30 protein-coding genes are annotated in these 26,599 nt (G+C 68.7%); 22 read left to right on the top strand and 8 right to left on the bottom strand.

The window, feature by feature from the left end:
• Positions 1-53 precede the first annotated feature (53 nt).
• Together QTI33_RS20595 and QTI33_RS20600 are read left to right on the top strand one after the other, a co-directional pair.
• Complete coding sequence (locus QTI33_RS20595) at positions 54-1,139, top strand: adenosine deaminase family protein (protein WP_286508130.1); 1,086 nt, start codon at positions 54-56, stop codon at positions 1,137-1,139.
• On the top strand, positions 1,136-2,122 hold the full coding sequence (locus QTI33_RS20600) for a Bug family tripartite tricarboxylate transporter substrate binding protein (RefSeq protein WP_286508131.1): 987 nt from the start codon (positions 1,136-1,138) through the stop codon (positions 2,120-2,122). The genes QTI33_RS20595 and QTI33_RS20600 overlap by 4 nt, the downstream gene beginning before the upstream one ends.
• A 9-nt stretch (positions 2,123-2,131) precedes the next feature.
• Here the strand turns inward: QTI33_RS20600 and QTI33_RS20605 are convergent, their stop codons facing one another.
• Positions 2,132-2,587: a CBS domain-containing protein gene (locus QTI33_RS20605; RefSeq protein WP_286508132.1), complete on the bottom strand. Its 456-nt coding sequence runs from the start codon at positions 2,585-2,587 to the stop codon at positions 2,132-2,134.
• A 138-nt stretch (positions 2,588-2,725) separates the two neighbouring features.
• Between QTI33_RS20605 and QTI33_RS20610 the strand changes: the two genes are divergently transcribed.
• Both QTI33_RS20610 and QTI33_RS20615 read left to right on the top strand, forming a co-directional pair.
• Positions 2,726-4,036 (top strand): O-acetylhomoserine aminocarboxypropyltransferase, encoded by a 1,311-nt coding sequence (locus QTI33_RS20610; RefSeq protein WP_286508133.1) that lies wholly within the window; start codon positions 2,726-2,728, stop codon positions 4,034-4,036.
• Complete coding sequence (locus QTI33_RS20615; protein WP_286508134.1) at positions 4,036-4,830, top strand: alpha/beta fold hydrolase; 795 nt, start codon at positions 4,036-4,038, stop codon at positions 4,828-4,830. Before QTI33_RS20610 ends, QTI33_RS20615 begins: the two co-directional genes overlap by 1 nt.
• Positions 4,831-4,840: 10 nt before the next feature.
• On the opposite strand, the gene QTI33_RS20620 is transcribed toward QTI33_RS20615, so the two are convergent.
• Genes QTI33_RS20620 through QTI33_RS20635 form a run of 4 tightly spaced genes read right to left on the bottom strand, consistent with a single transcriptional unit; the run spans position 4,841 to position 8,075 of the window.
• Positions 4,841-5,764, bottom strand: coding sequence for a DNA-processing protein DprA (locus tag QTI33_RS20620; RefSeq protein WP_286508135.1), 924 nt, complete (start codon positions 5,762-5,764; stop codon positions 4,841-4,843).
• Between the two features lie 16 nt (positions 5,765-5,780).
• Positions 5,781-6,443, bottom strand: a complete 663-nt coding sequence (locus tag QTI33_RS20625; RefSeq protein WP_286508136.1) for an NAD-dependent epimerase/dehydratase family protein — start codon at positions 6,441-6,443, stop codon at positions 5,781-5,783.
• The gene (locus tag QTI33_RS20630) at positions 6,440-6,817 is read right to left on the bottom strand and encodes a thioredoxin family protein (protein ID WP_286508137.1); all 378 of its coding nucleotides are present in this window, start codon (positions 6,815-6,817) and stop codon (positions 6,440-6,442) included. Before QTI33_RS20630 ends, QTI33_RS20625 begins: the two co-directional genes overlap by 4 nt.
• A 43-nt stretch (positions 6,818-6,860) precedes the next feature.
• Entirely contained in the window at positions 6,861-8,075 is a 1,215-nt protein-coding gene (locus QTI33_RS20635) for a YihY family inner membrane protein (protein ID WP_286508138.1), read from the bottom strand.
• A 51-nt stretch (positions 8,076-8,126) separates the two neighbouring features.
• On the opposite strand from QTI33_RS20635, the gene QTI33_RS20640 reads away from it, so the two are divergent.
• The 6 genes from QTI33_RS20640 (at position 8,127) to QTI33_RS20665 (ending at position 11,959) form a co-directional block, all read left to right on the top strand.
• Positions 8,127-8,531, top strand: a complete 405-nt coding sequence (locus QTI33_RS20640; protein WP_286508139.1) for a DUF2069 domain-containing protein — start codon at positions 8,127-8,129, stop codon at positions 8,529-8,531.
• Between the two features lie 62 nt (positions 8,532-8,593).
• Complete coding sequence (locus tag QTI33_RS20645; RefSeq protein WP_286508140.1) at positions 8,594-10,015, top strand: FAD-binding oxidoreductase; 1,422 nt, start codon at positions 8,594-8,596, stop codon at positions 10,013-10,015.
• Between the two features lie 50 nt (positions 10,016-10,065).
• Entirely contained in the window at positions 10,066-10,308 is a 243-nt protein-coding gene (locus QTI33_RS20650; protein ID WP_286508141.1) for a type II toxin-antitoxin system CcdA family antitoxin, read from the top strand.
• Positions 10,309-10,312: 4 nt separating this feature from the next.
• Positions 10,313-10,627: a CcdB family protein gene (locus QTI33_RS20655; RefSeq protein ID WP_286508142.1), complete on the top strand. Its 315-nt coding sequence runs from the start codon at positions 10,313-10,315 to the stop codon at positions 10,625-10,627.
• Position 10,628: 1 nt separating this feature from the next.
• Complete coding sequence (locus QTI33_RS20660; RefSeq protein ID WP_286508143.1) at positions 10,629-11,462, top strand: thymidylate synthase; 834 nt, start codon at positions 10,629-10,631, stop codon at positions 11,460-11,462.
• Between the two features lie 5 nt (positions 11,463-11,467).
• Positions 11,468-11,959 carry a dihydrofolate reductase gene (locus QTI33_RS20665; protein WP_286508363.1) on the top strand — a complete coding sequence of 164 codons (492 nt, stop codon included), beginning with the start codon at positions 11,468-11,470 and terminating at the stop codon, positions 11,957-11,959.
• Positions 11,960-11,962: 3 nt separating this feature from the next.
• On the opposite strand, the gene QTI33_RS20670 is transcribed toward QTI33_RS20665, so the two are convergent.
• Positions 11,963-13,159: an OmpA family protein gene (locus QTI33_RS20670; protein WP_286508144.1), complete on the bottom strand. Its 1,197-nt coding sequence runs from the start codon at positions 13,157-13,159 to the stop codon at positions 11,963-11,965.
• Positions 13,156-14,661, bottom strand: coding sequence for a serine/threonine protein kinase (locus tag QTI33_RS20675; RefSeq protein WP_286508145.1), 1,506 nt, complete (start codon positions 14,659-14,661; stop codon positions 13,156-13,158). The genes QTI33_RS20670 and QTI33_RS20675 overlap by 4 nt, the downstream gene beginning before the upstream one ends.
• Before the next feature lie 148 nt (positions 14,662-14,809).
• On the opposite strand from QTI33_RS20675, the gene QTI33_RS20680 reads away from it, so the two are divergent.
• Genes QTI33_RS20680 through dhaK form a run of 9 tightly spaced genes read left to right on the top strand, consistent with a single transcriptional unit; the run spans position 14,810 to position 23,199 of the window.
• Positions 14,810-15,841: a LacI family DNA-binding transcriptional regulator gene (locus QTI33_RS20680; protein ID WP_286508146.1), complete on the top strand. Its 1,032-nt coding sequence runs from the start codon at positions 14,810-14,812 to the stop codon at positions 15,839-15,841.
• A gap of 60 nt (positions 15,842-15,901) precedes the next feature.
• Positions 15,902-17,233, top strand: a complete 1,332-nt coding sequence (locus QTI33_RS20685; RefSeq protein ID WP_444814869.1) for an ABC transporter substrate-binding protein — start codon at positions 15,902-15,904, stop codon at positions 17,231-17,233.
• 25 nt (positions 17,234-17,258) lie between these two features.
• A complete protein-coding gene (locus QTI33_RS20690; protein WP_286508148.1) occupies positions 17,259-18,212 on the top strand; it encodes a carbohydrate ABC transporter permease in 954 nt (317 codons plus the stop codon).
• Between the two features lie 8 nt (positions 18,213-18,220).
• Positions 18,221-19,177 (top strand): carbohydrate ABC transporter permease, encoded by a 957-nt coding sequence (locus QTI33_RS20695; RefSeq protein ID WP_286508149.1) that lies wholly within the window; start codon positions 18,221-18,223, stop codon positions 19,175-19,177.
• An 11-nt stretch (positions 19,178-19,188) separates the two neighbouring features.
• Positions 19,189-19,392, top strand: a complete 204-nt coding sequence (locus QTI33_RS20700) for a hypothetical protein (protein WP_286508150.1) — start codon at positions 19,189-19,191, stop codon at positions 19,390-19,392.
• 5 nt (positions 19,393-19,397) lie between these two features.
• On the top strand, positions 19,398-20,519 hold the full coding sequence (locus tag QTI33_RS20705; protein ID WP_286508151.1) for an ABC transporter ATP-binding protein: 1,122 nt from the start codon (positions 19,398-19,400) through the stop codon (positions 20,517-20,519).
• Complete coding sequence (locus QTI33_RS20710) at positions 20,512-21,552, top strand: ABC transporter ATP-binding protein (protein ID WP_286508152.1); 1,041 nt, start codon at positions 20,512-20,514, stop codon at positions 21,550-21,552. The genes QTI33_RS20705 and QTI33_RS20710 overlap by 8 nt, the downstream gene beginning before the upstream one ends.
• Before the next feature lie 27 nt (positions 21,553-21,579).
• The gene (gene dhaL / locus QTI33_RS20715; protein ID WP_286508153.1) at positions 21,580-22,200 is read left to right on the top strand and encodes a dihydroxyacetone kinase subunit DhaL; all 621 of its coding nucleotides are present in this window, start codon (positions 21,580-21,582) and stop codon (positions 22,198-22,200) included.
• Between the two features lie 9 nt (positions 22,201-22,209).
• Positions 22,210-23,199 carry a dihydroxyacetone kinase subunit DhaK gene (gene dhaK, locus QTI33_RS20720; protein WP_286508154.1) on the top strand — a complete coding sequence of 330 codons (990 nt, stop codon included), beginning with the start codon at positions 22,210-22,212 and terminating at the stop codon, positions 23,197-23,199.
• 30 nt (positions 23,200-23,229) lie between these two features.
• Here the strand turns inward: dhaK and QTI33_RS20725 are convergent, their stop codons facing one another.
• Positions 23,230-23,397 carry a hypothetical protein gene (locus tag QTI33_RS20725; RefSeq protein WP_286508155.1) on the bottom strand — a complete coding sequence of 56 codons (168 nt, stop codon included), beginning with the start codon at positions 23,395-23,397 and terminating at the stop codon, positions 23,230-23,232.
• A 470-nt stretch (positions 23,398-23,867) separates the two neighbouring features.
• Between QTI33_RS20725 and QTI33_RS20730 the strand changes: the two genes are divergently transcribed.
• The 3 genes from QTI33_RS20730 to QTI33_RS20740 are packed head-to-tail and all read left to right on the top strand — an operon-like array spanning position 23,868 to position 26,532.
• Positions 23,868-24,683, top strand: a complete 816-nt coding sequence (locus QTI33_RS20730) for an ABC transporter permease (protein ID WP_286508156.1) — start codon at positions 23,868-23,870, stop codon at positions 24,681-24,683.
• Complete coding sequence (locus QTI33_RS20735) at positions 24,680-25,345, top strand: ABC transporter ATP-binding protein (RefSeq protein WP_286508157.1); 666 nt, start codon at positions 24,680-24,682, stop codon at positions 25,343-25,345. Before QTI33_RS20730 ends, QTI33_RS20735 begins: the two co-directional genes overlap by 4 nt.
• On the top strand, positions 25,342-26,532 hold the full coding sequence (locus QTI33_RS20740; RefSeq protein WP_286508158.1) for a KpsE/RkpR family capsule polysaccharide export protein: 1,191 nt from the start codon (positions 25,342-25,344) through the stop codon (positions 26,530-26,532). The genes QTI33_RS20735 and QTI33_RS20740 overlap by 4 nt, the downstream gene beginning before the upstream one ends.
• Positions 26,533-26,599: the final 67 nt, after the last annotated feature.

The following is a 26,599-nucleotide window of genomic DNA, read 5'->3' on the forward strand; positions in this document are numbered from 1 at the left end:
TTATAGGAATTCAAAATTTTCCTTATTTCAGCGGGCTGCCTAGACTGAGTGGCATGCGCGACACCGCCCTCCCCGATCCCCTCGATGCCTTCCTGCGGGCGATCCCGAAGGTCGAGCTGCACTGCCACCTGTTCGGAACGGTCCGGCACGCCACCTTCGCCGACCTCAACCGCCGCGCCGGCTCGCCGCTGGCCGACGACGAGATCGAAGGCTTCTACACCCGCGGCGAAAAACCGGTCGGCGTGCTGCGGGTGCTGCGGGCGCTCGATGCCCAACTGGTCCGCGGCGCCGACGACCTGCACCGGCTCGCCTTCGAATACCTGCAGGACGCGGCGGCGCACCAGGTGCGCTACAGCGAATTCTTCTGGAACCCGACCGGCACCGTGCACGCCTCCGGCATCGGCTACCGCCAGGCCCAGGACGCGATCGTCCGCGCCATCCATGATGCGGAGCGCGCCTTCGGCATCGTCGGCCGCCTGATCGCGGCGATCGACCGCGAAGCCAGCCCCGAGGCGGCGGTCGAGATGGTGCAGTGGGTGACCGGCAACCGCTGCGACGAAGTGATCGGCATCGGCATCGACTACCGCGAGAACGACCGGCCGCCCGAGCTGTTCGCCGCCGCCTATCGCGACGCCCGGCGCGCCGGCCTCAAGACCACGGCCCACGCCGGCGAGTTCGGCATGCCCTGGACCAACGTGCGCACGGCGCTCGACCTGCTGCAGGTCGACCGCATCGACCATGGCTACACGGTGGTCGACCGGCCGGACTTCGCGCGCGAATGCGCCGAGCGCGGCGTGATCTTCACGGTGGTGCCGACCAATTCCTATTACCTGCGCACGCTGCCGCCGGAGCGCTGGGCGCTCGACCATCCGATCCGCCGCATGCCGGGCCTGGGCCTGCGCATCCACCCGAACACCGACGACCCGACCCTGCACAAGGTCACGCCCACCGGGGCTTGGCGGACGATGGTGCGCGACTTCGGCTTCGGGCTCGACGACCTGCGCGGCTTCATGCACAACGGCCTGGACGGCGCCTGGATCGACGATGCGCAGCGGCGCCGCTGGCGGGCCGACTGGAGCGCCGAATTCGACCAGCTCCGTGCCGGCCTCTCCCCCGACTCTGTCTTGCCGACCCCATGAAAAACCCCATCGCCAAACCCCTGCTCCTCGTCGCCGCCCTGCTGGGCGGGCTGGCCGGCGCGGCCTCGGCCCAGCCGTCATGGCCCGGCGCCAAGCCGATCACGCTGATCGTCCCCTACTCGGCCGGCGGCAGCGTCGATTTCACGGCCCGCCTGGTCGCGACCAAGCTAGGCGAGCGGCTCAAGCAATCGGTGGTGATCGAGAACGTGACCGGCGCCGGCGGCGCGATCGGCGTGGCCAAGGCGGTCAACGCGGCGCCCGACGGCTACACGCTGGTGGCCGGGCCGGACAGCGCGATCGCCATCGGCCGCCTGATCAACCCGGCCGCCTTCAAGTTCGATCCCCTGAAGGACCTGGCGCCGGTCGGCATGCTGAACACGGCGCCGATGGTGCTGGTCGCCCGCCCCGGCCTGCCGGTGAAGGATTTCGCGGAATTCGTGAAGCTCGCCAAGGCCTCGCCCGGCAAGTTCAACTACGCCACCTCGGGCGTCGGCACCGTGCTCCAGCTGGCGATGGAACTGCTGAAGGAGCGCACCGGCATCTTCGTCACCCATGTGCCCTACCGGGGCGGCGCCCAGATCGCGACCGACGTGATCGGCAACCAGGTCGACCTGGCGATGCTGGTCAGCACCAGCGCGATCCCGCACGTGGCCGGCAACCGGCTGAAGGCGCTCGGCGTCACCGGCAGCCAGCGGCTGGACGCCCTGCCCAACGTGCCGACCTTCGGCGAGATGCCGGGCCTGAAGGGCTTCGACATGGTGAGCTGGACCGGCATCTTCGCGCCGGCCCACACGCCGGCGCCGATCGTGAGCCGCCTGAACCAGGAACTCGATGCGGTGCTGAAGGACCCCGAAGTGCGCGCCAAGCTTCAGGAGCAGGGCGCCCTCCCGGGCACCGGCTCGCCGGAAGACCTGGGCCGGTTCGTGAAATCGGAATTCGCCCGCAACCAGAAGATCGTGCAGGCGGCCAACATCAAGGAGTGAGCCGCGGGCTCAGGACGAGGACGATTCGTCCTCGGCGGGCCAGTCGCGGATGTAGGCCTTCAGCATCTTGTTCTCGAAGTTCTGGCTGTCGACCACCGCCTTGGCGACGTCGTAGAAGCTGATCACGCCCATCAGCATGCGCTTGTCCATGACCGGCATGTAGCGGGCGTGGCGCTCCAGCATGATGCGGCGGATTTCGTCGAGATCGGTTTCGAGGGTGCAGGTCACGGGATGGTCGTCCATCGCCTTGCGCACGAGGGTGCCGCCGACCTGGCCGCCGTTGGCGACGAGGGCGACGATCACTTCGCGGAAGGTCAGCATGCCGACCAGGTCGCCATGCTCCATGACCACCAGCGAGCCGATGTCCTTGTCGGCCATGACGTTGACCGCGCTGGCCAGGGGTTCGTCGGGCGTGACCGTGAAGAGCGTGTTGCCCTTCACGCGCAGGATATCGCTGACTTTCATGTAATTTGCTCCTCGCTTGCTCGGCGGCGTGCCGATTTGAATATAGCCCACAATGGCCGCCCGTCCACCGACCCGTGATTGCCGCGCCAACCCGCGCGCGTAACCGGGCATTGCAGAAACGATTCTCGAAAGGCGCTCATGTCCGGCTACTCAGACCCCGGCTTCGACACGCTGGCATTGCATGCCGGCGCCGCACCCGACCCCGCCACCGGCGCGCGGGCGGTGCCCATCCATCTCACGACCTCCTTCGTCTTCGAGTCCAGCGACCATGCGGCGGCGCTGTTCAACCTGGAGCGCGCGGGCCATGTCTATTCGCGCATCAGCAACCCGACCAATGCGGTGCTCGAGCAGCGCGTGGCGGCGCTCGAAGGCGGCATCGGCGCGATCGCCACCGCCAGCGGCCAGGCGGCGCTGCACCTGTCGATCGCGACGCTGATGGGCGCCGGCTCGCACATCGTCGCCAGCACCGCGCTCTACGGCGGTTCGCAGAACCTGCTGCACTACACGATGCGCCGCTTCGGCATCGACACCACCTTCGTCAAGCCGGGCGACCTCGACGGCTGGCGCGCCGCGATCCGGCCCGAGACCAAGCTGCTGTTCGGCGAGACCGTGGGCAATCCGGGGCTCGACGTGCTCGACATCCCGGCCGTCAGCGAGATCGCGCACGCGGCCCGGGTGCCGCTGCTGGTCGACTCCACGCTGACCTCGCCCTACCTGATCAAGCCCTTCGACTGGGGCGCCGACCTGGTCTACCACTCGGCCACCAAGTTCCTGTCGGGCCACGGCACCGTGATCGGCGGCGTGGTGGTCGACGGCGGCAGCTTCGACTGGGAGCGCTCGGGCAAGTTCGCCGAGCTCACGCAAGCCTACGACGGCTTCCACAACATGGTCTTCAGCGAGGAGAGCACGGTCGGCGCTTTCCTGCTGCGCGCGCGCCGCGAAGGCCTGCGCGACTTCGGCGCCTCGATGAGCCCGCACACGGCCTGGCTGATCCTGCAGGGCATCGAAACGCTGCCGCTGCGCATGGAGCGCCACATCGACAACACGCAGAAGGTAGTCGAGTTCCTGGCCGCGCACCCGTTCGTCTCGCGCGTGGGCCATCCGCTGCTCGAATCGCATCCCAGCCATGCGCTGGCCAACAAGCTGCTGCGCCACGGCGCCAAGGGCGCCGGCGCGGTGTTCAGCTTCGACCTCAAGGGCAACCGCGAGCAGGGCAAGAAGTTCATCGAGGCGCTCAAGCTCTTCAGCCACCTGGCGAACGTGGGCGACTGCCGCAGCCTGGTGATCCATCCCGCGAGCACCACGCACTTCCGCATGACCGACGAGGCGCTGGCCGGCGCCGGGATTTCGCAGGGCACGATCCGGCTGTCGATCGGGCTGGAAGACCCGGCCGACCTGATCGACGACCTGAAGCGCGCGCTGAAGGCCGCTGAAAAGGCAGGTGCGTGATGCAGTTCGACGTCCAAGGGCACCCCGCCTACTGCTACACCGGCGGCAAGCCGCTCGACCCCGCGAAGCCGACAGTGGTCTTCATCCACGGCGTGCTCAACGACCACAGCGTCTGGATCCTGCAGAGCCGCTGGTTCGCCAACCACGGCTGGAACGTGCTGGCGGTCGACCTGCCGGGACATTGCCGGAGCGAAGGCGCGCCGCCCGCGAGCGTCGAGGAAGCCGCCGCCTTCATCGTCGCGCTGCTCGATGCCGCGGGTGTCGCCAAGGCCGCGCTGGTCGGCCACAGCTTCGGCTCGCTGATCGCACTGGAAACCGCCTCGCGCGCGCCGGAGCGCGTCACGCACCTGGTGCTGGTCGGCACGGCCTACCCGATGACCGTGTCGCCGGCGCTGCTGGACGGCGCGCTGAACGACCCGCAGCGCACGATCGGGATGGTCAGCACCTTCTCGCATTCGACGCTGGCGCCGCCGCTCGGTCCGGGGGTCTGGCTCGCCGGCGGCTCGCGCGCGCTGATGCGCCGCGTGCTCGCGAGCAACACCGACGCCAATGTCTTCCACGTCGGCTTCAAGGCCTGCAACGACTACGCGGGCGGTGAGCAAGCCATCGCCAAGGTGCAGTGCCCGGTGTTGTTCGTGCTTGGCGAAGCCGACCAGATGACGCCGCCGCGGGCCGCCCGCACGCTGGCGCAGAAGGCGCCGGGCGCCAAGGTCGTCACCGTCAAGGCCGGCCACGCGCTCATGAGCGAGGCACCCGACGCGGTGCTGTTCGCGCTGCGCGACTTCCTGGCCTGAGCCGCCAAGACTATGGCACGGCGCGCAGCTGAGCGGCTCGCCGTGCGACGACTTCCAGCATGGCCGGGTAGTCCGCGCGCGAAAAAATCGGCGTCGCGCCATGCCGAGCGACAAGCATCTTCGGCAGTGCGCTCGCCGTGCTGACGTTGGAGCCAGTTTCGGGAAGGATGGCGAACACCGTCTGCCCGTCACGCTGGCAAAACGCGGCATGCGCGGCCGAGGCGCTCTTTTCGTTGCCTTCCACGAAAATGGACGCGCACGTCAGGCCCACCAAGATGCGGTGCAACGAGACGAGGCTGTCCGCGGTGGCCCGCACGCCCACCGGATGCTCCGACACCCATGCCCCGCCCCCTTCCAGAATGCGATCCGCCAGCGGCCGAATCTTGGCCGGGCCGGCCTTTTCAAGCCCATGTGCGAGCACCGCGATCGACGAGCTCTTGCCTTTCAGCGCACCGGCGTGCGCTGCCGCATTGATTCCGATGTGCATCTCGTTGACGATCGGCCAGCCCTCGTCAGACAGGTACTGAGAAACCCGCTCCGCGATCGCCAGCCCATGCGGCGTTGCCCTGCGTGTGCCGACCACGGCCACACCCGGAACCCTGTCCAACACCGCCATGTCGCCGCGCACGAACAACACAGGTGGCGCATCGGCAATCCGCCGCAAACCGACGGGGTACCGATCGGACGACATCGGCACCGGTGAGATGCCAAGCGCCAGGCCCATGTCGATGTCGCGCTGTGCCTCTCCGACCGACATGTTCACGGACGGCCTGGAAACACCGGCGCGCTCGAGCACGTCGTCGATCGACATGGATCCGGCCCTGTCGTCCGTCCGCAGGCCGTCGAGAAACTGGCGCAGCGCAACACCTGCCAACCGGACGGATCGCTGCAATGCCAGTGCCGCCACAGCGATGGCGATCTCGTTGCCACTCATGCTCCGGCGCCCGGCCTCAACGCAATGCGTTGATGTCCGCCATCTCGACCAGCGGATTCGGCGCGCCGCGCTTGGCGACGACCAGCATGGCGCGCCCGACCTGCTCGCTGGTCGTGACCCGATCCGGCGCCCAGAGACGAACCAGGCCGAACAAAGGGTTCGCGATCACATAGGCCCACCGGTACAGCGCCGTCTTCGAGCGCACGCCGTGCAGCGGCTGGATCATGCCGGGGCGGAACATGTAGGCGGCCTTGAAGGGCAGCCGCAGCAGCGCGTTCTCGGTCGCGCCCTTGACGCGCGCCCACATGCGCGGCCCGCGCTCGGTGCTGTCGGTGCCGGCGCCCGTCACATAGACGAAGGTCAGCTGCGGGTCGAGCCTGGCGAGCGTGCCGGCCACCGCCAGCGTCAGGTCGAAGGTCACGCGCTTGTAGTCCGGCTCGCTCATGCCGACCGAGGAGACGCCGAGGCAGAAGAAGCAGGCGTCGAAACCGGTGAGTTCGGCCTCGACCGCCGACAGCTGTCCCGGGTCGGCCACGACCAGGTCGCGCAGCTTCGGATGGGTCTCGCCGCTCGGCCGGCGGCCGACGCAGAGCACCTCGGTCACCTCGGCATCGCGCAGGCATTCGCGCAGCACGCCCTGCCCCACCATGCCGGTGGCGCCGAAGAGGAGGATCTTCATCTGCCGCCGACCGAAAACGCCGCAGGCTCGCGCTGGAGGGCACCGAGCAGGGTCGACACCTCGGGCGCCAGGGCCTGGGCCGGCTGAAGCGCGTCCAGCAGGCGCGCCAGCGTCTCGGCATGGGGCAGCAGCGGCCCGAGGAAGCGGGTGCCGGCCTCGCTGGCGATCAGGAGCGTCGGAAAGGTCTCGACGTCGAAATCGTCCGCGATGTCTGCGTGGTCCTCGATGTCGACCCAGGCGAAACGGAACTGCGGATGGTCGCGCGCCACCTGCTCGAACAGCGGCCGGTACTCGCGACAGGCGCCGCACCATTCGGCGCACAGGCAGACGACCCAGAGGCGATCGTCGGCGGCGGTGGTTGAGAAATCGGTCAAGGCAGTGTCGAAGGAACGAGGGGCTGGGGGGAGTTCGGCGCCATTATCGATTCGCCAGCAAATCCTGCAGCCGGAGGCTCTCCAAAGGGCCTTGGCACCAGAGGCTGCGCAACGGCGGCGCGTGCGGCATCAGCAGCTCCCGCAGCAGCGGCTCGAGCGGCGTGGCCGGGCCGGCCAGCAGCACGAAGCGGGGATCGTCGTTGTCGCGCTCCTCGGCCAGCGGCGCGATCCAGTCGAGCCCGACCAGGGTTTCGAGCACCGGTGCGAGCTGCAGCGCGTCGACCTTCATGCGGCCCACCAGCTCGGCCGCGCCCAGGCCGCTGGCCGGCGTCGACTTGGCGGCATGCAGGTCCTGGAGCACCTCGACCGCCAGTTGCAGCGGCCAGCCGGCCGCGCCGCCGCGCCGCGCCACCCCGGCCAGCAGGCTGGGCAGGTAGGCCGCGATCACGGCGCCGAACAGCACGATGACCCAGGCCACGTAGATCCAGACCAGCAGGATCGGCACGGTGGCGAAGGCGCCGTAAAGCACCGAGTAGGTCGGCACCAGGCTCAGGTAGTAGCCCAGCACCCGCTTGGCGACCTCGATCGCCGCGGCGACGAAGAGGCCGCCCGCCCAGGCGTGCGCCCACTTCACGTGCGTGTTGGGCACGTAGCGGTAGAGGGCCGTCATGCCGCCGGCCAGCAGCACGAATTCGAAGGTGTCGAACAGCAGCTTGACGATCGCACCGCCCACCACGTCGCGCGAGGCCGAGAAGAAGGACGCCGTGGTGCTGAGGCTCAGCGCCAGCACCAGCGGGCCGAGCGTGATCGCGGCCCAGTAGATCAGCACCCGCTGCGCCAGCGGCCGGGGCTTGCGCACCCGCCAGATGTTGTTGAGCGACTTGTCCATGGTGAGGATCAGCGCCACCGCGGTCACCAGCAGCACCACCAGGCCGGCCACGCCGAGCCCGCTGGCCTTGCTGGCGAACTGGTTCAGGTAGCCCAGCACCTGGCGGGCGATGTTGTCCGGGATCAGGCTGTCGATCAGCCAGCGCTGGACCCGGCCCTGCATCTTGCTGAACATCGGGAAGACGGTGAACAGGGCCGCCGCCACGGTGAAGAACGGCACCATCGCGATGGTGGTGGTGAAGGTCAGGCTGCTGGCCGTGAGGCCGAGCCGGTCCTCGCGGAAACGCTCGCCGAGCACCGCCGCCGTGTTCCCCCAGGGAAAATGCGAAAGATCCCTCCAAAACTGCCAGCGATTCATGATCGGTATCATGCCATCCGGTCTGTCGCCGCCCCGGCGGCGCCGCCCCTCATTCCCTCCGTCGTGACCGCGTCCACCCTGCCCCACGCCTCCGTTTCCGCCACCCGATGGCTTGCCGTCGGCAGCCTGGTCGGGCTGATCGTGCTCGGGCTCGCCTGGGAGCTGTGGCTGGCGCCGCTGCGGCCGGGCGGCTCGTGGCTGGCGCTCAAGGTGCTGCCGCTGGTGGTGCCGCTGGCCGGCCTGCTGAAGAACCGCATGTACACCTATCGCTGGGTCAGCCTGATGGTCTGGCTCTATTTCACCGAAGGCGTGGTGCGCGCCTGGAGCGACACCAACGGCGTCGGCCAGGTGCTGGCGCTGGTCCAGGTCGTGCTGTGCCTGGCGCTTTTCACGGCCTGTGCCTGGCATGTGCGGCTGCGGCTGCGCAACGCGGCCCAGGCCCGCAAACTGGAAGGGGCGACGCCATGAGCCCCCGCCCGGCCGCTCCGAAGGGGGCTCGCGCCGCAGTGCGAAGCACGGAAGGATTTTCAATGAACGTTTTGTTGGACAAGCTGCGCGCGATCGTCGGCGCGGCGAACGTGCTCACCGAAGGCGACCTCAGCGCCTGGGAGCAGGACTGGCGCAAGCGCTCGCGCGGCAAGGCGCTGGCGGTCGTGCGGCCGGGCGACACGCGGCAGGTGGCCGAGGTGGTCCGGGCCTGCGCCGAGGCCGGCACCTCGATCGTGCCGCAAGGCGGCAACACCGGGCTGGCGGTCGGCTCGACGCCCGACGAGAGCGGCACCCAGGTGCTGTTGAGCCTGCAGCGGCTGAACGCGATCCGCGGCATCGACGCCGCCAACCTCACGATGACGGTCGAGGCCGGCTGCGTGCTGCAGACCCTGCAGGAGGCGGCGCGCAACGCCGGCTTCCTGTTCCCGCTGAGCCTGGCGGCCGAAGGCAGCTGCACCATCGGCGGCAACCTGGCAACCAACGCCGGCGGCACGCAGGTGGTGCGCTACGGCAACACGCGCGACCTCTGCCTCGGGCTCGAGGTCGTGACGCCGCAGGGCCGGGTCTGGGAAGGCACCAGCGGCCTGCGCAAGGACAACACGGGCTACGACCTGCGCGACCTGATGATCGGCAGCGAAGGCACGCTCGGCGTCATCACGGCCGCAACCATGAAGCTCTACCCGCTGCCGGCGGCCCAGCTCACGGCCTGGGCGGCCGTGCCGTCGCTCGACCACGCGGTCACCTTGCTGGGGCTGGCGCACCAGCGCCTGGGCGCCGGCCTGACCGGTTTCGAGGTGATGGGCAAGTTCGCCCTGAGCCTGGTCGACAAGCACTTCCCGGCCCTGCGCGTGCCTTTCATCGACGATGCATCGGTCCCCTGGTGCGTGCTGCTCGAGAACTCCGACAGCGAATCGGAAGACCACGCCCGCAGCCGCTTCGAGGCCTTGCTCGAAACCGCCTTCGAGGCCGGCTGCGTGACCGACGCGGTGGTCGCCGAGAGCCTCACGCAGGCGCACCAGCTCTGGCACATCCGCGAGAGCATCCCGCTGGCGCAGGCCGAAGAAGGCCTCAACATCAAGCACGACATCTCGATCGCGGTGTCGCGCATCCCGGCCTTCGTGGCCGAGACCGACGCGCTGCTGGCGCGCGAGATCCCGGGCGTGCGGCTGGTCAATTTCGGCCACCTCGGCGACGGCAACCTGCACTACAACGTGCAGGCGCCCGAGGGCGGCGACAGCAAGGCCTTCCTGCGCGAACACGAGGACCGAATCAACACCTTGGTCTACGACGCGGTCGAGAAGTTCGACGGCTCGTTCTCGGCCGAGCATGGGGTCGGCTCGCTCAAGGTCGACAAGCTCGAGAAGCACAAGTCGCCGGTGGCGCTCGAGATGATGCGCGCGATCAAGCGCGGGCTGGACCCGCAGAACATCCTGAATCCGGGGCGGGTGATCCGTTCGGACTGAAGTTCGGATGCGCGTAAACTATGCGCATAGTTCATGCACAAGGAACGCCCATGCTTCGATTCGACCCCAACGCGCCCAAGAAAGCGACCAACCTTTCGCTCAACAGCAAGGTGCTCGAGATGGCGCGCGAGCTCGGCATGAACGTGTCACAGACGGTCGACGGCCTGCTGGCCGAGGAAGTGAAGCGCCGCTACTGGGAAAAGTGGCAAGAGGACAACAAGGAAGGCATCGCCGCCTACAACGCGCGCATCGCCAAGGAAGGCCTGCCGCTGGCCAAATACCGGACCTTCTGAGCGCATGGCCCGCTACGAGGTCTACCGGCATCCCGATGCCGCGCTGCGCAAGAGCACGCCCTATCTGCTGGACCTGCAGAACAACTACGTCAGCGCGGTCGATACCCGGGTCGTGGTGCCGATGCGCCCCGCCAAGACCTTCGGTCGTCCGATGCGCGACCTGAATCCCGCGTTCGTCATCGACGGGTTGGAGGTGATCCTCGACACGGCCGCGCTGGCCGCCTTTCCGGCCGCGGAGCTGCGCACGCCGATCACCAGCCTGCAGCCCCAGAGCGCACTCATCGCCGACGCCCTCGACACCCTCTTCGGTTCGTACTGACATGACCCCCCACCCCAACCGCTCCCAATACGAAGACTTCATGCGCCACGTCGACAGCACCGGCGTGCACAAGGGCGACCGCACCGGCACCGGCACCAAGAGCGTGTTCGGCTACCAGATGCGCTTCGACCTCCACGAAGGCTTCCCGCTGGTCACCACCAAGAAGGTGCACCTGCGCTCGATCATCCAGGAACTGCTGTGGTTCCTGACCGGCTCCAGCGACAACAACTGGCTCAAGGAGCGCGGCGTCACGATCTGGGACGAATGGGCGCGCGAGGACGGCGACCTGGGCCCGGTCTACGGCGTGCAATGGCGCAGCTGGCCGACGCCCGACGGCGGCCACATCGACCAGATCCAGCAGGTGATCGACACGCTCAAGGGCAACCCCGACTCGCGCCGCATCATCGTCAGCGCCTGGAACGTGGCCGAGCTGTCGAAGATGGCACTGATGCCCTGCCACGCCTTCTTCCAGTTCTACGTCGCGCCGCCGCAAGCCCCGGGCGAGCGCGGCAAGCTGAGCTGCCAGCTCTACCAGCGCAGCGCCGACATCTTCCTCGGCGTGCCCTTCAACATCGCCAGCTACGCGCTGCTGACGCACATGGTGGCGCAGCAGTGCGAGCTGGACGTGGGCGACTTCATCTGGACCGGCGGCGACTGCCACATCTACAGCAACCATGCCGAGCAGGTCGCGCTGCAGCTCGGCCGCGAACCCCGCCCCTACCCGACGTTGGTCATCAAGCGCAAGCCGGCCTCGATCTTCGATTACCGGTACGAAGACTTCGAGATCGAGGGCTACGATCCGCATCCGGGCATCAAGGCTCCCGTGGCGGTGTGAAGGAGATGCGCATGAACCTGATCCTCGCGCGCGCCGCCAACGGCGTGATCGGACTCGACGGCGTGATGCCCTGGCACCTGCCCGAGGACATGGCGCACTTCAAGCGCCAGACCGCGGGTGCACCCGTGATCATGGGCCGCAAGACCTGGGACTCGATCCCGCCGCGCTTCCGACCGCTGGTGGGCCGGCGCAACATCGTGGTCACGCGCAATGCCGACTGGCAGGCCGACGGCGCCGAGCGGGCAGGCAGCCTGCAGGAAGCCATCGCCCTGTGCGAACAGGCCCGCAGCGACGAAGCCTGGGTGATCGGCGGCGCCCAGATCTATGCCGAGGCGCAGCCGCTGGCCCAGCGCGTGGTGCTGACCGAGATCGCGCGCGACTACGAAGGCGACGCCTGGGCGCCCGCCTTCGGTCCCGACTGGCACGAGACCTCGCGCGAAGCGCATGTCGCGGCCAACGGCCTGCCGTTCAGCTTCGTCACGCTGGAGCGGCGCTGAGCCTCAGCCGCAGCCCTCGATCTTGAACTCGACGCGGCGGTCCAGCGCATCGACGGCGTCGTCGGTGCCGCTGCCGATGATGTTCTGGCGAAAACCCATGCCGCTGGTCGTGGTGCGCGGGCCCAGCGCGGTCGAGTCGTTCACCAGCCGCTGGCGGATGTAGGCCGCGCGCTGCAGCGACAGCGCATCGTTGTACGCCACCGGACCGGTGTGGCTGCTGTGGCCGACGATGGCCATGCAGATCCCGGCGTCGGTGCTGGCCTTGGCGATCTGGTGCAGCCACATCGGATAGGGGCCGCTGATCCGGCCATCGGACCAGAAGGCGGTGGTGTTCGGATTGAACAGGAACTTGACGCCGAGCTGCCGGTTGGCGATGCCGTAGGCGACGATCTTGCCGAAAGCCTGCTCGGCCTCCGCCGCGCGGCCCAGCTTGGCCGACGACAGATAGATGCCGTTGAGCACGCGCAGCTGCTCGCCGTCCGACGTGGCGGCCACGGCGCTGTACTGCGCCAGCGCCTCCGGATAGCGTCCCGCGTTGTAGTGCGCGGTGGCCGCCGTGATCGTCGGCGCCGCCGACAGCCGCGCCAGGTAGGTCGGGTCGGCCCGCTGGCCGGCGGCCGCGGCGGTGGTACGCACGTAGCCGTCGACCAGCGGGTCCCGCGTGGGCACCGGCATGTCGCGGTCGTAAGGCAGCAGCGTGTGGTCCAGGCCCTCGTCGCGCACCAGCGAGGCAGCATGCGCGACCACCGTGCCGCTCTTCAGTTCGGTCAGCGCCAGGTCGATCCGCAGCGGGCCCTGCGGCTGGCCGGCCGCGACCCGGGTCAGGGTGCCGGTGAGCAGGTAGCGGGCCTTGCCGAGGCTCTCGCTGTCGAAGGGCAGGACCTCGATGGCGTCGTACTTGGTGCCCATGCGGTCGATCACCCGGTCCTGCAGTTGCAGCGTCGCGATCGTCTGCTGGCCGCTGGCGGCATCGAGCATCGGATCGAGCACCACGCTGCGCCGGGCGCCGATCCGGTCGAGGAACAGCGGCTGCGTCTGGGTCTGGACGACCAGGGCATCGGTGGCCTGCACCACGGCTTCGGCGAAGGGCAGCGGGGCCGCGGAGGCGGCAACCGGCGGCGCCGCGCAACCGGCGAGACCCGCCGCCAAGCACGCGGCGAGCGACAGGAACATGATGTGCAGCCAGGCAGTCCGTTTCATGGTTCGCAGTCCTTCCTGAGCAAGGCGGCCTCGCGCGCCGTGAGGGGTCCGAGCGAGGCCCGCTGCAGCGACTCGACGCATGGCGACCGGCCCGGCGCCACCTGAGCGGTGGCCAGCGGCGCTGGCGCTGGCGCGGACGCTGCCGTCCCGCGCGCGCGGGCGGGCTCGGGGCGCGCCCGCTGCACCGTCCTTCGGGCCGGTTCGGGCGCCACCGGCTCCGGTGCGGCCTCGCGGGGCAGCGGCTCGGTCGAGGCCAAGGCCGGTGCGGGTGGCACTGGCACTGGCACTGGCACCGGCACCGCCACTGGCACTGGCACCGGCGCTGAAGCCTGCGCCTCCGCCTGCGGGGGTACGGTCACCGGCTCCGTCGCGGGTGCGGGCGCCGCCGGCAGCGACACCCGCTGCACCGGCTCGGGCGGCGACGGCGGCAGGCCCGGATCGCCGAGCCGGATGGCGGCCGCGGCACCCAGGCCCACCAGCAGCCCCAGCGCCAGCCGCGCAGCCGCCTGGCCGCGGCTGCGGCGCGGCGCCAGGGCTCGGGCCGCAAGCGCAGGCGCCTCGTGGCCGAACGGCGCCTCGAAGACGAAGGCGGGCCTGTCGGGGTCCTGCTCCCGGCGGTCGTGGGCGCCGCTCAACCGGTTCCAGAGTTCGGCTGCGCGCGTGCCACCGCCCTGCGGGATCGGCGACAGCGCCGCATCGATCGCATCCATGAAGTGACCGCTGTAGCGGCGGCGCGCCACTTCGGCCAGCGGCTGCACCCGATCGTTGCGGCGCGCCGGGGGCTGGCCGGCAATGGCCGCGTACACCACGCCCGCCAGCGCCCGCAGATCGGACAACGGGGCGTCGATGTCGTCGCCCACGTCCCGCATGCCGCCGAACGCCGTCAGCACCGGCCCCTCGTCGGTGAGCAGGATGCGGTGGGTCGCGATCCCGCCGTGCACGCACGCCGACGCGTGCACGGTGCCGAGCGCGTCGAGCAAGGGGCGCAGCCAGCTGCACAGCTGGGCCTCGTCGGGCGGCCGGCCGAGTTCCACCAGCGCACGCGCGAGCGTCGCGCCCTCGTAGTACGGCATCGCCATGTAGGCCGTGCCGTTGCCCTCCCAGAAATGCAGCACCCTGGGCAGGGACGGATGATCGAATCGCGCCAGCATCCGGGCCTGGTTGACGAAGCTGCACAGCCCGGCCTGGAACGCCGCCACCCGGCCCTTCGACTTCGCGACCACCGCCGCCGACACGCGGTCCCTCGACGCCAGCACGCCGGGCAGGTATTCCCGCACCGCCACATGCTGCTCCAGCACATGGTCCCAGGCCAGGTAGACGATGCCGTTGCCGTTCTCTCCGATGGTGCCGACGATCTCGTAGTCGAACAGCCTGAAGCCTTCGGGGAGCGCATGGATGTCGCGCGCCGGCGCCTCGTCGGAAGCCTCCGCGACGGGCTGCGCACGTCTTCCTGCCGGCGGGCGGTGCACGGTGCGGAGGTCGAGCGCAAGGGCGCTGTTCATGCGGTCGACTCTACGTCGCCCAGCGCGCGAAGACATTCACCGGACGCACTAGCCGAATGGAGGCCAAAGGCCCCCGACATGCTCCAAAACCCTGATTGATTTAATTATTGATGTTAATACGATGATGACCTCAAACCGCATCTCCGCCATGTCCAGCGCCCCCACGATCGCCGACATCGCCCGCACCGCCGGCGTCGGCACGGCCACGGTCGACCGGGTGCTCAACCGGCGTGCCGGCGTCAACGCCGAGACCGTGCAGCGGGTGCTCCAGGTCGTCGAGGAACTGGGCGCGCCGCAGCAGCCGGGGCGCCCGCGGCGCGGCGCCAACGCGCGCTTCGCCTATGTCCTGCCGGCCGACGACTCCCCCTTCCTGGAACTGGTCGAAAGGCAGATTGCGCAGGCCGCCGGCGACTTCCGGCATGCCCACATCACCGAGGTCACGCACCGCATCGACAGCACCGACCCCGGCCGTTTCGCCGAAGAACTCGCGCAGGTCGGCGACTGCGAGGGAATCGCCCTGCTGGCGCCCGACCTGCCGCCGATCAAGCGCGCCATCAACGAGCTGGTGCGCGCCGGCGTCCATGTGGTGACGCTGTTCTCCGACGTCGCGGGCTCGATGCGCGAGACCTGCATCGGCGCCGACAACCGCGCCGCCGGCCGCACCGCCGGCCTGCTGCTGGCGCGGATGGCCAATGACGGCCGGCGCGACACCCTGCTCTTGTCGTCGCAGGCGACCCGGCTGTCGGCCGAGATCGAGCGTCGCATCGGCTACGCCCACGTCATCGAGGAGCGCTTCCCCCGCTTGCACATGGTGCGCACGCCCGACCTGCCGGCCGACGACGACGGCGCCTGCCGCACGCTGCTGCAGGCCCTGCGCGACGACATCGACCCGGCGCGCGTGGCCGGCATCTACAACGTCGGCTCGGGCAGCGCCGGCGTGGCGCGCGCGCTGGCCGAGGCCGGCCTGGCGTCCGAGGCCGGCGTGGCGGTGCACGACTTCACCGACCTGAACGCCTCGCTGCTGAGCGCCAACGCCCTGTCCTACGTCCTGCACCAGGACATCCACTACTGCGTATTGACGGCGGCGCGCGTGCTGCGCGCGCTGTGCGAGAACGTCCGCGGCGCACTCAACGTGGTGCAGCCGCGCATCGAGATCCTGACGGCCGAGAACCTTCACTGAGCGGACGCCCGGTACGTGCCCCTGAACCCAAACTTCTTTTGGAGACAGCTCATGAAATCGATGTCGAAGATGCTCCCGGGCGTGATCGCCCTCGCCGCAGCCACCGTGCTCAGCCTGACCGGTGCCGACGTGCGCGCCCAGGACAAGACCATCACCCTGTGCTGGGCCGCCTGGGACCCGGCCAACGCGCTGGTCGAACTCTCGAAGGACTTCACCACCAAGACCGGCATCAAGATGAAGTTCGAGTTCGTGCCGTGGACGAGCTTCGCCGACCGCATGCTCAACGAGCTCAACTCCAAGGGCAAGCTGTGCGACCTGATCATCGGCGACAGCCAGTGGATCGGCGGGGCCGCCGAGCAGGGCCAGTACGTCAAGCTCAACGAGTTCTTCGACAAGGAGGGCATCAAGATGACCGACTTCGCGCCCGCCACCGTGGTGGGCTATGCGGAGTGGCCCAAGAACACGCCCAACTACTGGGCGCTGCCGGCCATGGCCGATGCGGTCGGCTGGACCTACCGCAAGGACTGGTTCGCCAAGCCCGAGTTGCAGGCCGAGTTCAAGAAGAAGTACAACCGCGACCTGGCGCCGCCCAAGACCTGGGCCCAGTTCAAGGAGGTGGCCGAGTTCTTCCAGGGCCGCATGATCGACGGCAAGAAGGTCTACGGCGCCTACCTCTTCACCGAGCGCGGCTCCGAAGGCATCACGATGGGCGTGACCAACGTGCTCTACCCGATGGGCTTCAAGTACGAGGACCCGAAGAAGCCCTATGCCATGGACGGCTTCGTCAACTCGCCGGACGCGGTGCGCGGCCTCGAGTTCTACAAGGCGCTCTACAAGGGCAGCACCCCGCCGGGCCTCACCAACGCGTACATGACCGAAGGCCTCGACGCCTTCAAGTCGGGCCAGGTGGCGATGATGATGAACTGGTTCGCCTTCTTCCCCGGCCTCTACAAGGACCCGAACGTCGGCGGCGACAAGATCGGCTTCTTCGTCAATCCGTCGGACAAGGCCAAGGGCGTGCAACTCGGCGGCCAGGGCATCTCGGTGGTGTCGTACTCGCCGAACCGCAACGAGGCGCTGCAGTACATCAAGTGGTTCGCCAACCCCGAGGTGCAGAAGAAGTGGCAGGCCATCGGCGGCTCGTCGGCCGCCAAGGCGGTGCTCAACGATCCGGCCTACCCGAAGAGCTCGCCCTTCGCCCAGCCCTTCCTCGATTCGATGGACATGGTGGTCGACTTCTGGGCCGAGCCCTCGTATGCGCAATTGCTGCTGTCGATGCAAAAGCGCGTGCATGATTACGTCGTGGCCGACAAGGGCACCGCCAAGGAGGCGCTCGATGCACTGGTGGTCGACTGGAAGAAGGTCTTCAAGGACGACGGCAAGGCGAAGTGACGGCCAGGCCCAGGCGAAACACGGCATGAGCAGTCCCGCCGCCCTCGTCGCCCGCGCCGCCCAGGCCACGCCCGCCGGCGTGGCGGTGCGCATGCGCGGTCTCTCCGACCGCGCGATCGCCTGGCTGTTCGTCGCGCCGACGATGCTGCTGCTGCTGGCGATCAACATCTTCCCGTTGATCTGGACCATCAAGCTGTCGTTCACCAACTACCGGGCCAACCGGCCCAACGCGGCGGTGGTCGACGTCGGCATCGACAACTACGTGTCGGTGCTGACCGACCCGGACATCTGGCTGGCGATGCAGGCCACCGCGCACTTCCTGTTCTGGACCATCCTGCTGCAGGTGCTGATCGGCTTTGCGCTGGCCTACCTGATCGACCGCAAGTTCCGCGGCCACGGCTTCTGGACCACCATGATCCTGATCCCCATGATGCTGTCGCCCGCGGTGGTCGGCAACTTCTGGGCCTTCCTGTACCAGCCGCAGACGGGCCTGTTCAATTACGCGGTGTCCTTCCTCTCGGGCATCCCGGCCTCGTCCTTCGAGATGATCGGCTCGGTCAGGCTCGCGCCCTGGGCGATCATCATCGTCGACACCTGGATGTGGACGCCCTACGTGATGCTGATCTGCCTGGCGGGCCTGCGCTCGATCCCCGACTACATCTACGAGGCGGCCGAGGTCGACCGGGCCTCGAAGTGGCGCCAGTTCTGGTCGATCACGCTGCCGATGGTGCTGCCCTTCATCATGCTGGCGGTGCTGTTCCGCGGCATCGAGAACTTCAAGATGTTCGACATGGTCAACCTGCTGACCTCGGGCGGCCCGGGCTCGGCGACCGAGCTGGCGTCGATCACGCTCAAGCGCGAGGCCTTCGAGAAATGGCGCACCGGCTATTCGTCGGCGTTCGCGATCATCCTTTTCGTCGCGGTGTTCGGCCTGGCCAACATCTACGTCAAGGCGCTCAACCACGTGAAGAACCGCTGAGGCAACCCATGCGCACCGGCATCAGCACCGCCCACTCCGTCGTCGAGCCGAGCGCGCGCACCCGCTGGGTGGCCGGGGCGGTCGTGGTCGCGTATGCGCTGCTGACGATGATCCCGCTGGTCTGGATCATCCTGACCGGCTTCAAGACGCCGCCCGACTCGATCAGCTACCCGCCGAAGGTGCTGTTCACGCCCTCGCCCCAGGGCTACTGCAACCTGTTCACCACGCGCTCGCGCCAGACGCCCGAATACATCGCCGCGCTGCCGCCCGCGACCGAAATCTGCGACAAGGTCGCGCGCGACGACAACATGGTGGTCGCGGGGCGGTCGAACTACATCCCGCGCTTCGTCAACTCGCTGATCATCGCCTTCGGCTCGACCGTGCTGTCGGTCGGCATCGGCGTGATGGCCGCCTACGCCTTCTCGCGCTTCGACGTGCCGCTGAAGGACGACCTGCTGTTCTTCATCCTGTCGACGCGGATGATGCCGCCGATCGCCGTGGCGATCCCGATCTACCTGATGTACCGCGAGCTCGGCCTGTCGGACACCCGCCTCGGCATGATCCTGCTGTACAGCGCGGTCAACGTCTCGCTCGCCGTGTGGCTGCTCAAGGGCTTCATCGACGAGATCCCGCGCGAGTACGAGGAGGCGGCGATGGTCGACGGCTACACGCGGCTGCAGGCCTTCCGCAAGGTGGTGCTGCCGCAGGCCACCACCGGCATCGTCGCGACCTCGATCTTCTGCCTGATCTTCGCCTGGAACGAATACGCCTTCGCGGTGCTGCTGACCTCGGGCACGGCGCAGACCGCGCCGCCCTTCATTCCGATCATCATCGGCGAAGGCGGGCAGGACTGGCCGGCCGTGGCCGCCGGCACCACCCTGTTCCTGATCCCGATCCTGGTCTTCACGGTGTTGCTGCGCCGGCACCTGCTGCGCGGCATCACCTTCGGCGCAGTGCGCAAGTAGGAGCTCCGGCCATGTCGACCCCTTCCCTGCCCGTCCGCCGCCGCTGGCCGCGCTGGCTGCGCCGCGGGCCGATGGAGATCGTCGCCTGCATCGTGATCACGGCCGGGCTCGTGATGATGCTGCAGCCGCTGGCGATGAGCCTGTTCACCTGGTCGTTCCTGACCACCCTGTTCGGCACCGCGCTGTTCATGGTGGTCTCCAAATTTCCCGCCTGAACGCCATGGCCGAGATCCGCGTCCACCAACTGCACAAGGCCTTCACCGACTTCACCGCGGTGAAGAACTCCAGCTTCGCCGTGCGCAACGGCGAGTTCTTCTGCCTGCTCGGCCCCTCGGGCTGCGGCAAGACCACGACCCTGCGCATGATCGCCGGGCTCGAGCTGCCGACCTCCGGCCAGATCTTCCTCGGCGACGAGGACGTGAGCTTCAAGCGGGCGTCGGCGCGCGACATCGCCTTCGTGTTCCAGATGTTCGCGCTCTACCCGCACATGAACGTGCGCCGCAACATTGCTTTCCCGCTTGTTTCCCAGGGCATGGCGCGGGCAGAGATCGACCGCCAGGTCGAACAGGCGGCGCGCACCCTGCGCATCACGCACCTGCTCGACAAGCCGGTGTCGCAGCTGTCGAGCGGCGACCGCCAGCGCGTGGCGCTGGGCCGCGCGATCGTGCGCCAGCCGCTGGCCTTCCTGATGGACGAGCCGCTCGGCGCCCTCGACGCCGAGTTCCGCGAAGTGATGTGCCACGAGCTGCGCGCCCTGCACGACCGGCTGCAGGCCACCACCGTGTACGTGACGCACGACCAGATGGAGGCGATGGCCATGGCCGACGTCATCGCGATCATGAACGAGGGCGTGATCGAGCAGCTCGGCGCCCCGCTCGAAGTCTACGAGCGGCCCGCCAGCGTCTTCGTGGCCGACTTCATCGGCGCGCCGTCGATGAACTTCCTGCCCTTCGAGGCCGGCCTGGCGAGCGGCGACGATGCGATCCTGATCCGCGCGGCGCGGATCGCCGTGCCGCCGCTGCGCGAAGACGTTTCGCCGCGCGCCCTGCTGTGCGGCGTGCGCCCCGAACATGTCCGCTTCGACGATGCGTCCGCCTTGCGCGCCGAGGTGCTCGCCACCGAATACCTCGGCACCCGCACCGTCGTGACGCTGGCCACCGCGCAGGGCGGCACGCTGAGCGCCAAGGTCGACGTCGACATCCCGGTGGCGCGCGGCGACCATGTCGGCCTGGCCTTCGATGCCGCGAAGATCTCGCTGTTCGATGCGGCATCGGGCCGGGCGCTGCGCAGCGCGCGCGACGAGACGCCGCTGCGGGCCGGAAGGAGGGCGCGCCATGGCTGAGCTTCGACTCTCGGGCGTCGTCAAGCGCTTCGGCGGCGTGACCGCTGTCGACGGCGTCGGCCTCGACATCCCGAGCGGCGAGTTCTTCGTCCTGCTGGGCCCGAGCGGCGCCGGCAAGACGACCACGCTGCGCCTGGTGGCGGGACTCGAGCGGCCGGACGCCGGCCGCGTCTCGATCGGCGGACGCGATGTCACGGCGCTGGCGCCGGCGCTGCGCGACGTGGCCTTCGTGTTCCAGCAGTATTCGCTCTATCCGCACCTGAGCGTCTTCGACAACCTGGCCTTCCCGCTGCGCTCGCCGCTGCGCCCCTGCCCGGAGACCGAGGTGCGCCGCAAGGTCGAGGAGGTCGCCCGCATGCTGCGCATCCACGACAAGCTGCAGAACTCCGCGACGCGGCTGTCGGGCGGCCAGATGCAGCGGGTGGCGATCGGCCGCGCCCTGGTGCGCAGCCCCGCGCTCTATTTGATGGACGAGCCGCTGTCCTCGCTGGACGCCAAGCTGCGCAACGACCTGCGGCTGGAGCTCAAGCGCATCCAGCAGGACCTGGGCGCCACCCTGCTCTACGTGACGCACGACCAGATCGAGGCCATGACCCTGGCCACCCGCATCGGCGTGCTCGACGAGGGACGGCTGGTGCAGGTCGGCACGCCGCAACAGATCTACGAGAACCCGGGCAGCGCGCATGTCGCCTCGCGGCTCGGTTCGCCGCGCATCAACCTGGTCGCCCGCGCGCTGTTCCCGCAGCTCGACGGACCCGAGCGCGCGGTGACCGTCGGCATCCGCGCCGAGCACCTGCGGCTGCACCGCCGGCCGGCGGCGAGCGGGCCGGGCACGGCGCACCGGGGTGCCAGCGTCAGGCGCATCGAGCGCCTGAGCGACCTGCACCTGGTGCATGTCGGCCTCGACGACAGCGGCCAGGAGCTGATCGTCTCGGCGCCCGCGAACGAGAGCTTCGAGCCCAACGATGCGGTGCAGGTCGAACTGCTGCGCCCGCTCTGGTTCGATGCCGAAGGCGGGCGCATCCATGCCTGAAGACGGCACATCCACACGGGAGACCCCATGGCCGACATCGACCTGATACGCAACGCCACCCAGACCCTGATCGACCATGTCGAAGAACTGACGGCCCTCGACCAGGCGATCGGCGACGGCGACCACGGCCTCAACATGCGGCGCGGCGCGCTCGCCATCCAGGCCCGCCTCGACGAACTCGCCGGCCAGTCGCTCAACGAGGCGCTGCGCACCATGGGCATGGCCTGCATGTCGACCATCGGCGGCTCGTCGGGCCCGGTGTTCGGCACCCTGCTGGTCACCCTCGGCAAGGAGCTGCCCGATCCGCCCACCGCCCGCGCGCTGGCCAGCGCACTCGATGCCGGCATCAAGGCCTTGACGCGGCTGGGCAAGGCCGAGGTCGGCCAGAAGACCCTGCTCGACGTGCTCGACCCGGTGCAGAAGGTGCTCGCCGAAGGTGGCGCTCAACTGGCCGGCCGCGTGCGCGACTGCGCCTTCGCCAGCGCCGAGGCCACAGCGGCGATGGACGCCATCAAGGGCCGCGCCTCCTTCCTCGGCGAACGCGCGCTGGGCCACGTCGACCCGGGCTCGCGCTCGGTGGCCCTGATCATCGGCGCGATCTGCGACGGCCTGCAGTCGCGCGCGCAACCGACTCCCCAATCCGCCTGAAAGCGCACCATGAAAAAGCTCATCAACGATGTCGAGTCCCTGCTGTCCGAATCGCTGGACGGCTTCGCGGCCGCGCACGCCGACATCGTGACGCTCGGCGAGGGCGGCCAGTTCGTGCGCCGGCGCACGCCCAAGCCCGGCAAGGTCGCGCTGATCTCGGGCGGCGGCTCGGGCCACGAGCCGCTGCACACCGGCTTCGTCGGCCACGGCATGCTCGACGCGGCCTGCCCGGGCCAGGTGTTCACCTCGCCGACGCCCGACCAGATGCTGGCGGCGGCGCAGGCGGTGGACACCGGCGCGGGCGTGCTGTTCATCGTCAAGAACTACTCCGGCGACATGATGAACTTCCAGATGGCCGCCGAGATGGTCGACTGCGACAACGCCACGGTCATCGTCAACGACGACGTGGCGGTCGAGAACTCGACTTACACGACCGGCCGGCGTGGCGTCGCCGGCACCTTGATCGTCGAGAAGATCATCGGTGCCGCCGCCGAGCGCGGCGATGGCCTGGCGGCGCTGAAGGCGCTGGGCGATGCGGTCAACAAGGCGACCGCCTCGATGGGCGTGGCGCTGAGCTCGTGCACCGTGCCGGCCGCTGGCAAGCCGACCTTCCAGATCGGTGCCGACGAGATGGAGATGGGCGTCGGCATCCATGGCGAGCCGGGCCGGCGCCGGGTCCGGCTGGCATCGGCCGACGACATCGCGGCCGAACTGAGCGGCGCGATCCTCAAGGACCTGTCGCTCAAGCCGGGCCAGGAGGTGCTGCTGCTGGTCAACGGCTTCGGCGGCACGCCGCTGATGGAGATGTACCTGATGGTGAATGCGGTGCGCAAGATACTGGACGGGCATCGGCTGAAGATCGCCCGCTGCCTGACCGGGTCGTATGTGACGTCGCTGGAGATGGCGGGGTGCTCGGTCACCGTGAGCGCGATGGATGCGGAGACGCTGGCGCTGTGGGATGCGCCGGTGCACACGGCCGCGTTGCGGTGGGGGATGTGAGGCGCGTTCGGCGGCGACACGCGCTGCGCGTCAATCTTCGACGAGCAGGCCATCGATCTCGTCGACCCTGGCGCGATGCGCCTTGGCGCTTTGATGCGCCCAGACGCCCGACAGCAGGCCAAGCGGGGACAGCAGCGCACCGATCCATACGACGATGGCGAGCGCGCACAGGACGACGATGAAGAGAGTGACGAGCATAGGGGCCCATCCTAGAGTCAGCCCTGTGGTTCGTGGCACTCGCAGGTGCGCTCGCCTCACTCCACCAATTCTTCGAGCGACAAATCAGACATTTCTTATGTCCGTCAGCTGAAAAAACTCCGAAGCATCGGGTGTTCGGTCGCCGTGCGCGCGATGAATGCAGTGACGCAGCCGCTGTGGGACGCGCCGGTGCACACGGCGGCGCTGCTCAGGGGATGTGAGCCGAACGCAGTGAAAGAGAAACATCCCACAAAATCAACGGAAACATCCTCCGAATAAGCAGGGACTGCAGGAGGAGCGCCCGGAATCCGCAACCGTCCGGCCAACAAGCGCGAAATAGAATTTTTCGTTTCCCCACGGGGCCGGCTGCGGCCCCCTGTCGGCGCCCACCAACCAGGCGCCTGACCCTCGGATCGGTGAATGTCCTGCATATGCTTCCGGCGCTTTGCGAGCGCCTTCGAAGGCGCCCTTTGACGCCCTCCTCCCTCCCCCGCCCACCCGCCTCCGCGCCGCGCAGCGCGCTGCAGGTGAGCCTGTCGGTCTGGCGCGCGCTCTTCATGCGCGAGGCGCTGTCGCGCGTGTCGTCGCAGCGCTATGGCTGGGTCTGGCTGCTGCTGCAGCCGGTGGCGCACATCGCCTTGTTGATGTTGTTGTTCTCGACCCTGCGCCAGCGCACCTTGGCCGGTGCCGACTTCGCGCTGTTGCTCGCGCTCGGCCTGCTCGGCTACCAGCTCTTTACCAACACCGCGCAGCGCAGCGCTGCCGCGCTCGCGGCCAACCGCGGCCTGCTGGCCTACCGGCAGGTGCTGCCGGTCGATACCGTGCTGGTGCGCGCGGTGGTGGAAGGCAGCCTGCAACTGCTGGTCGGCCTGGCGCTGTTGTCCGGCGCGGCGCTGTTCCGATTCGACGTGCTGCCGCACGATCCCCTGCTGGCCCTCGAGGCCTACCTTCTGCTGTGGCTCTTCGGCTCGGGCCTGGGCCTCGCGCTGTCGGTCGGCTACGCGATGGTGCCGGAGATCGAGAAGGTCATGGCCGTCGTCTTCATGCCGCTCTACTTCGCATCGGGCGTGCTCTTCTCCCCGGCCGCCATGCCGGCGCGCCTGCAGCAATGGCTGCTCTACAACCCGATCGTGCATGGGCTCGAACTGGGGCGGGCCGCGTTCTTTCCGGGCTACCACCTGGTGCAAGGACTCAGCGCCGGCTATGTGGCCTCGTTCGGCGTCGCGTTCTGGCTCGTGGGCCTGGCGCTGCATCGCCGCTTCGCGATCCAGGTGGCCGCGCAATGATCGAACTGCGCAACGTCCACAAGCGCTACCGCACGACCCACGGCGCGGGCCGCTGGGTGCTCAAGGGCATCACGCTCGACATCCCGGCGCAACGCAGCGTGGGCCTGATCGGCGCCAACGGCGAAGGCAAATCGACGCTGCTCAGGCTGATCGGCGGCATCGACACGCCAACGAAAGGCAAAGTGGTGCGCCATTGCCGCACCTCCTGGCCGCTGGGCTTGGCGGGCGGCCTGCAAAGCGCGTTGACGGGCCGACAGAACGCCACCTTCGTGTGCCGCATCCACGGACAGGAGGCGGACATCCCCGAGAAGCTCGCCTTCATCGCGGACTTCGCGGAGATCGGCGCTGCCTTCGACGAGCCGATCAAGACCTATTCGAGCGGCATGCAGGCGAGGCTCAAGTTCGCAATGAGCATGGCCTTCGACTTCGAGGTCTATCTCGTAGACGAACTGACTTCTGTCGGCGACGCGGCCTTTCGCCAGAAGGCCCGTGCTGCATTCAATCAACTGGCCGACCGCAGCAGCGTGATCATGGTCTCGCACGGCGAATCGACGCTCCGGGAATTCTGCGACAGCGGGATCTGGCTGCATGACGGCCATGCGCATTGGTTCGACAAGCTCGACGACGCGCTGGCCCACTACAAGGAAAGCATCTACACATGACCGACACCCTCCCGGTCGCTGCCGGCGCGGCGGCGACAGCGCCCGCCCTCGCGAACCCCGGCGCCCCGTTCGCGCGAGGACGCAGCCGCGCCGTCCTGGCCTGGCTGCGAAGCCATCCGACGATGAGCGCCGCGGGCCTGCTGATCCTGCTGGCGGCGATCTACTGGTGCCTGGTCGCCTCGGACCGCTACGTGTCGGAAGCGCGCGTGGTGGTCGACCGGACGGACTTCAGCGTGGGCCAGAACGTCGACCTGAGCAGCCTGATCACCGGCGGCGGCACCCGCAATCAGGCCGACATGCTGCTGCTGCGCGACCATCTGCGCTCGACCGACATGCTGGCCAAGCTGCAGGCACGGCTGGACTTGCGCGCGCACTACAGCGATCGAAGCCGCGACCCGCTGTCGCGCATGTGGTCGGCCACGGTGCCGCAGGAATTCTTCCTGCGGCACTACCTGAGCCGCGTCAGCATCGAGATGGACGAGGCGGCAGGGGTGCTTCGCATCCGCGCGCAGGCCTACGACGAGCAGACGGCGCAGGCGATCGCCAAGGCCTTGCTCGAAGAGGGCGAGGCTTTCATGAACGAGATGGGCCACCGCCTGGCACGCGAACAGGTCGGGTTTCTCGAGAAGCAGGTGGCCGAGAGTGGCGAACGCGCGCTCAAGGCGCGCACCGCCCTGCTGAACTTCCAGAACAAGACCGGCCTGATTTCTCCGCAGGCCAAGGCGGAGAGCCTGGTCGCCATCACGGCGCGGCTGGAAGGCCAGCTCTCGGAACTCAAGGCGCGGCGTGCCGCGATGCTCGGCTACCTCAGCCCGCAGGCGCCGGACGTCGCCCAGATCGACCTTCAGGTCGGCGCCCTGGAGCGACAACTCGCCGAAGAGCAGAAACGCCTCGCGGCGCCGCAGGGCAGCACGCTGAACAGCCGGGTCGAGGAATATCAGCGCTTCGAGATGGAAGCCAACTTTGCGCAGGATGTGTACCGCACGTCGCTGGTGGGGCTGGAGAAGGGGCGGCTCGAGGCGGGGCGCACGCTCAAGAAGCTGTCGGTGCTGCAGAGTCCGACGCTGCCGGAGTATCCGGAGCAGCCGGAGCGGCTTTACAACTTGCTGGTGTTTGGGCTTGTGGTGTTGACGCTGAGCGGTATCGGGCACCTGCTGCTGGCAATCGTGCGCGATCACAAGGATTGAGGCCTGCTGACAGCGTCGAGACGCTAGCAACCAGAAAGACCAGCCGCATGTGACCGACCGACGTATC

Source organism: Variovorax davisae, assembly GCF_030316845.1.
GTDB classification, from domain to species: Bacteria; Pseudomonadota; Gammaproteobacteria; order Burkholderiales; family Burkholderiaceae_C; genus Variovorax; species Variovorax davisae.

What these genes read in the sequence shown, in the direction of transcription:
- QTI33_RS20595 (WP_286508130.1), top strand. Translation starts at nt 54, where the DNA reads ATGCGCGACACCGCCCTCCCCGATCCCCTCGATGCCTTCCTGCGGGCG.
- QTI33_RS20600 (WP_286508131.1), top strand. Translation starts at nt 1,136, where the DNA reads ATGAAAAACCCCATCGCCAAACCCCTGCTCCTCGTCGCCGCCCTGCTG.
- QTI33_RS20605 (WP_286508132.1), bottom strand. Translation starts at nt 2,587, where the DNA reads ATGAAAGTCAGCGATATCCTGCGCGTGAAGGGCAACACGCTCTTCACG.
- QTI33_RS20610 (WP_286508133.1), top strand. Translation starts at nt 2,726, where the DNA reads ATGTCCGGCTACTCAGACCCCGGCTTCGACACGCTGGCATTGCATGCC.
- QTI33_RS20615 (WP_286508134.1), top strand. Translation starts at nt 4,036, where the DNA reads ATGCAGTTCGACGTCCAAGGGCACCCCGCCTACTGCTACACCGGCGGC.
- QTI33_RS20620 (WP_286508135.1), bottom strand. Translation starts at nt 5,764, where the DNA reads ATGAGTGGCAACGAGATCGCCATCGCTGTGGCGGCACTGGCATTGCAG.
- QTI33_RS20625 (WP_286508136.1), bottom strand. Translation starts at nt 6,443, where the DNA reads ATGAAGATCCTCCTCTTCGGCGCCACCGGCATGGTGGGGCAGGGCGTG.
- QTI33_RS20635 (WP_286508138.1), bottom strand. Translation starts at nt 8,075, where the DNA reads ATGATACCGATCATGAATCGCTGGCAGTTTTGGAGGGATCTTTCGCAT.
- QTI33_RS20645 (WP_286508140.1), top strand. Translation starts at nt 8,594, where the DNA reads ATGAACGTTTTGTTGGACAAGCTGCGCGCGATCGTCGGCGCGGCGAAC.
- QTI33_RS20650 (WP_286508141.1), top strand. Translation starts at nt 10,066, where the DNA reads ATGCTTCGATTCGACCCCAACGCGCCCAAGAAAGCGACCAACCTTTCG.
- QTI33_RS20655 (WP_286508142.1), top strand. Translation starts at nt 10,313, where the DNA reads ATGGCCCGCTACGAGGTCTACCGGCATCCCGATGCCGCGCTGCGCAAG.
- QTI33_RS20660 (WP_286508143.1), top strand. Translation starts at nt 10,629, where the DNA reads ATGACCCCCCACCCCAACCGCTCCCAATACGAAGACTTCATGCGCCAC.
- QTI33_RS20665 (WP_286508363.1), top strand. Translation starts at nt 11,468, where the DNA reads ATGCGCATGAACCTGATCCTCGCGCGCGCCGCCAACGGCGTGATCGGA.
- QTI33_RS20670 (WP_286508144.1), bottom strand. Translation starts at nt 13,159, where the DNA reads ATGAAACGGACTGCCTGGCTGCACATCATGTTCCTGTCGCTCGCCGCG.
- QTI33_RS20675 (WP_286508145.1), bottom strand. Translation starts at nt 14,661, where the DNA reads ATGAACAGCGCCCTTGCGCTCGACCTCCGCACCGTGCACCGCCCGCCG.
- QTI33_RS20680 (WP_286508146.1), top strand. Translation starts at nt 14,810, where the DNA reads ATGTCCAGCGCCCCCACGATCGCCGACATCGCCCGCACCGCCGGCGTC.
- QTI33_RS20685 (WP_444814869.1), top strand. Translation starts at nt 15,902, where the DNA reads ATGTCGAAGATGCTCCCGGGCGTGATCGCCCTCGCCGCAGCCACCGTG.
- QTI33_RS20690 (WP_286508148.1), top strand. Translation starts at nt 17,259, where the DNA reads ATGAGCAGTCCCGCCGCCCTCGTCGCCCGCGCCGCCCAGGCCACGCCC.
- QTI33_RS20695 (WP_286508149.1), top strand. Translation starts at nt 18,221, where the DNA reads ATGCGCACCGGCATCAGCACCGCCCACTCCGTCGTCGAGCCGAGCGCG.
- QTI33_RS20700 (WP_286508150.1), top strand. Translation starts at nt 19,189, where the DNA reads ATGTCGACCCCTTCCCTGCCCGTCCGCCGCCGCTGGCCGCGCTGGCTG.
- QTI33_RS20705 (WP_286508151.1), top strand. Translation starts at nt 19,398, where the DNA reads ATGGCCGAGATCCGCGTCCACCAACTGCACAAGGCCTTCACCGACTTC.
- QTI33_RS20710 (WP_286508152.1), top strand. Translation starts at nt 20,512, where the DNA reads ATGGCTGAGCTTCGACTCTCGGGCGTCGTCAAGCGCTTCGGCGGCGTG.
- dhaL (WP_286508153.1), top strand. Translation starts at nt 21,580, where the DNA reads ATGGCCGACATCGACCTGATACGCAACGCCACCCAGACCCTGATCGAC.
- dhaK (WP_286508154.1), top strand. Translation starts at nt 22,210, where the DNA reads ATGAAAAAGCTCATCAACGATGTCGAGTCCCTGCTGTCCGAATCGCTG.
- QTI33_RS20725 (WP_286508155.1), bottom strand. Translation starts at nt 23,397, where the DNA reads ATGCTCGTCACTCTCTTCATCGTCGTCCTGTGCGCGCTCGCCATCGTC.
- QTI33_RS20735 (WP_286508157.1), top strand. Translation starts at nt 24,680, where the DNA reads ATGATCGAACTGCGCAACGTCCACAAGCGCTACCGCACGACCCACGGC.
- QTI33_RS20740 (WP_286508158.1), top strand. Translation starts at nt 25,342, where the DNA reads ATGACCGACACCCTCCCGGTCGCTGCCGGCGCGGCGGCGACAGCGCCC.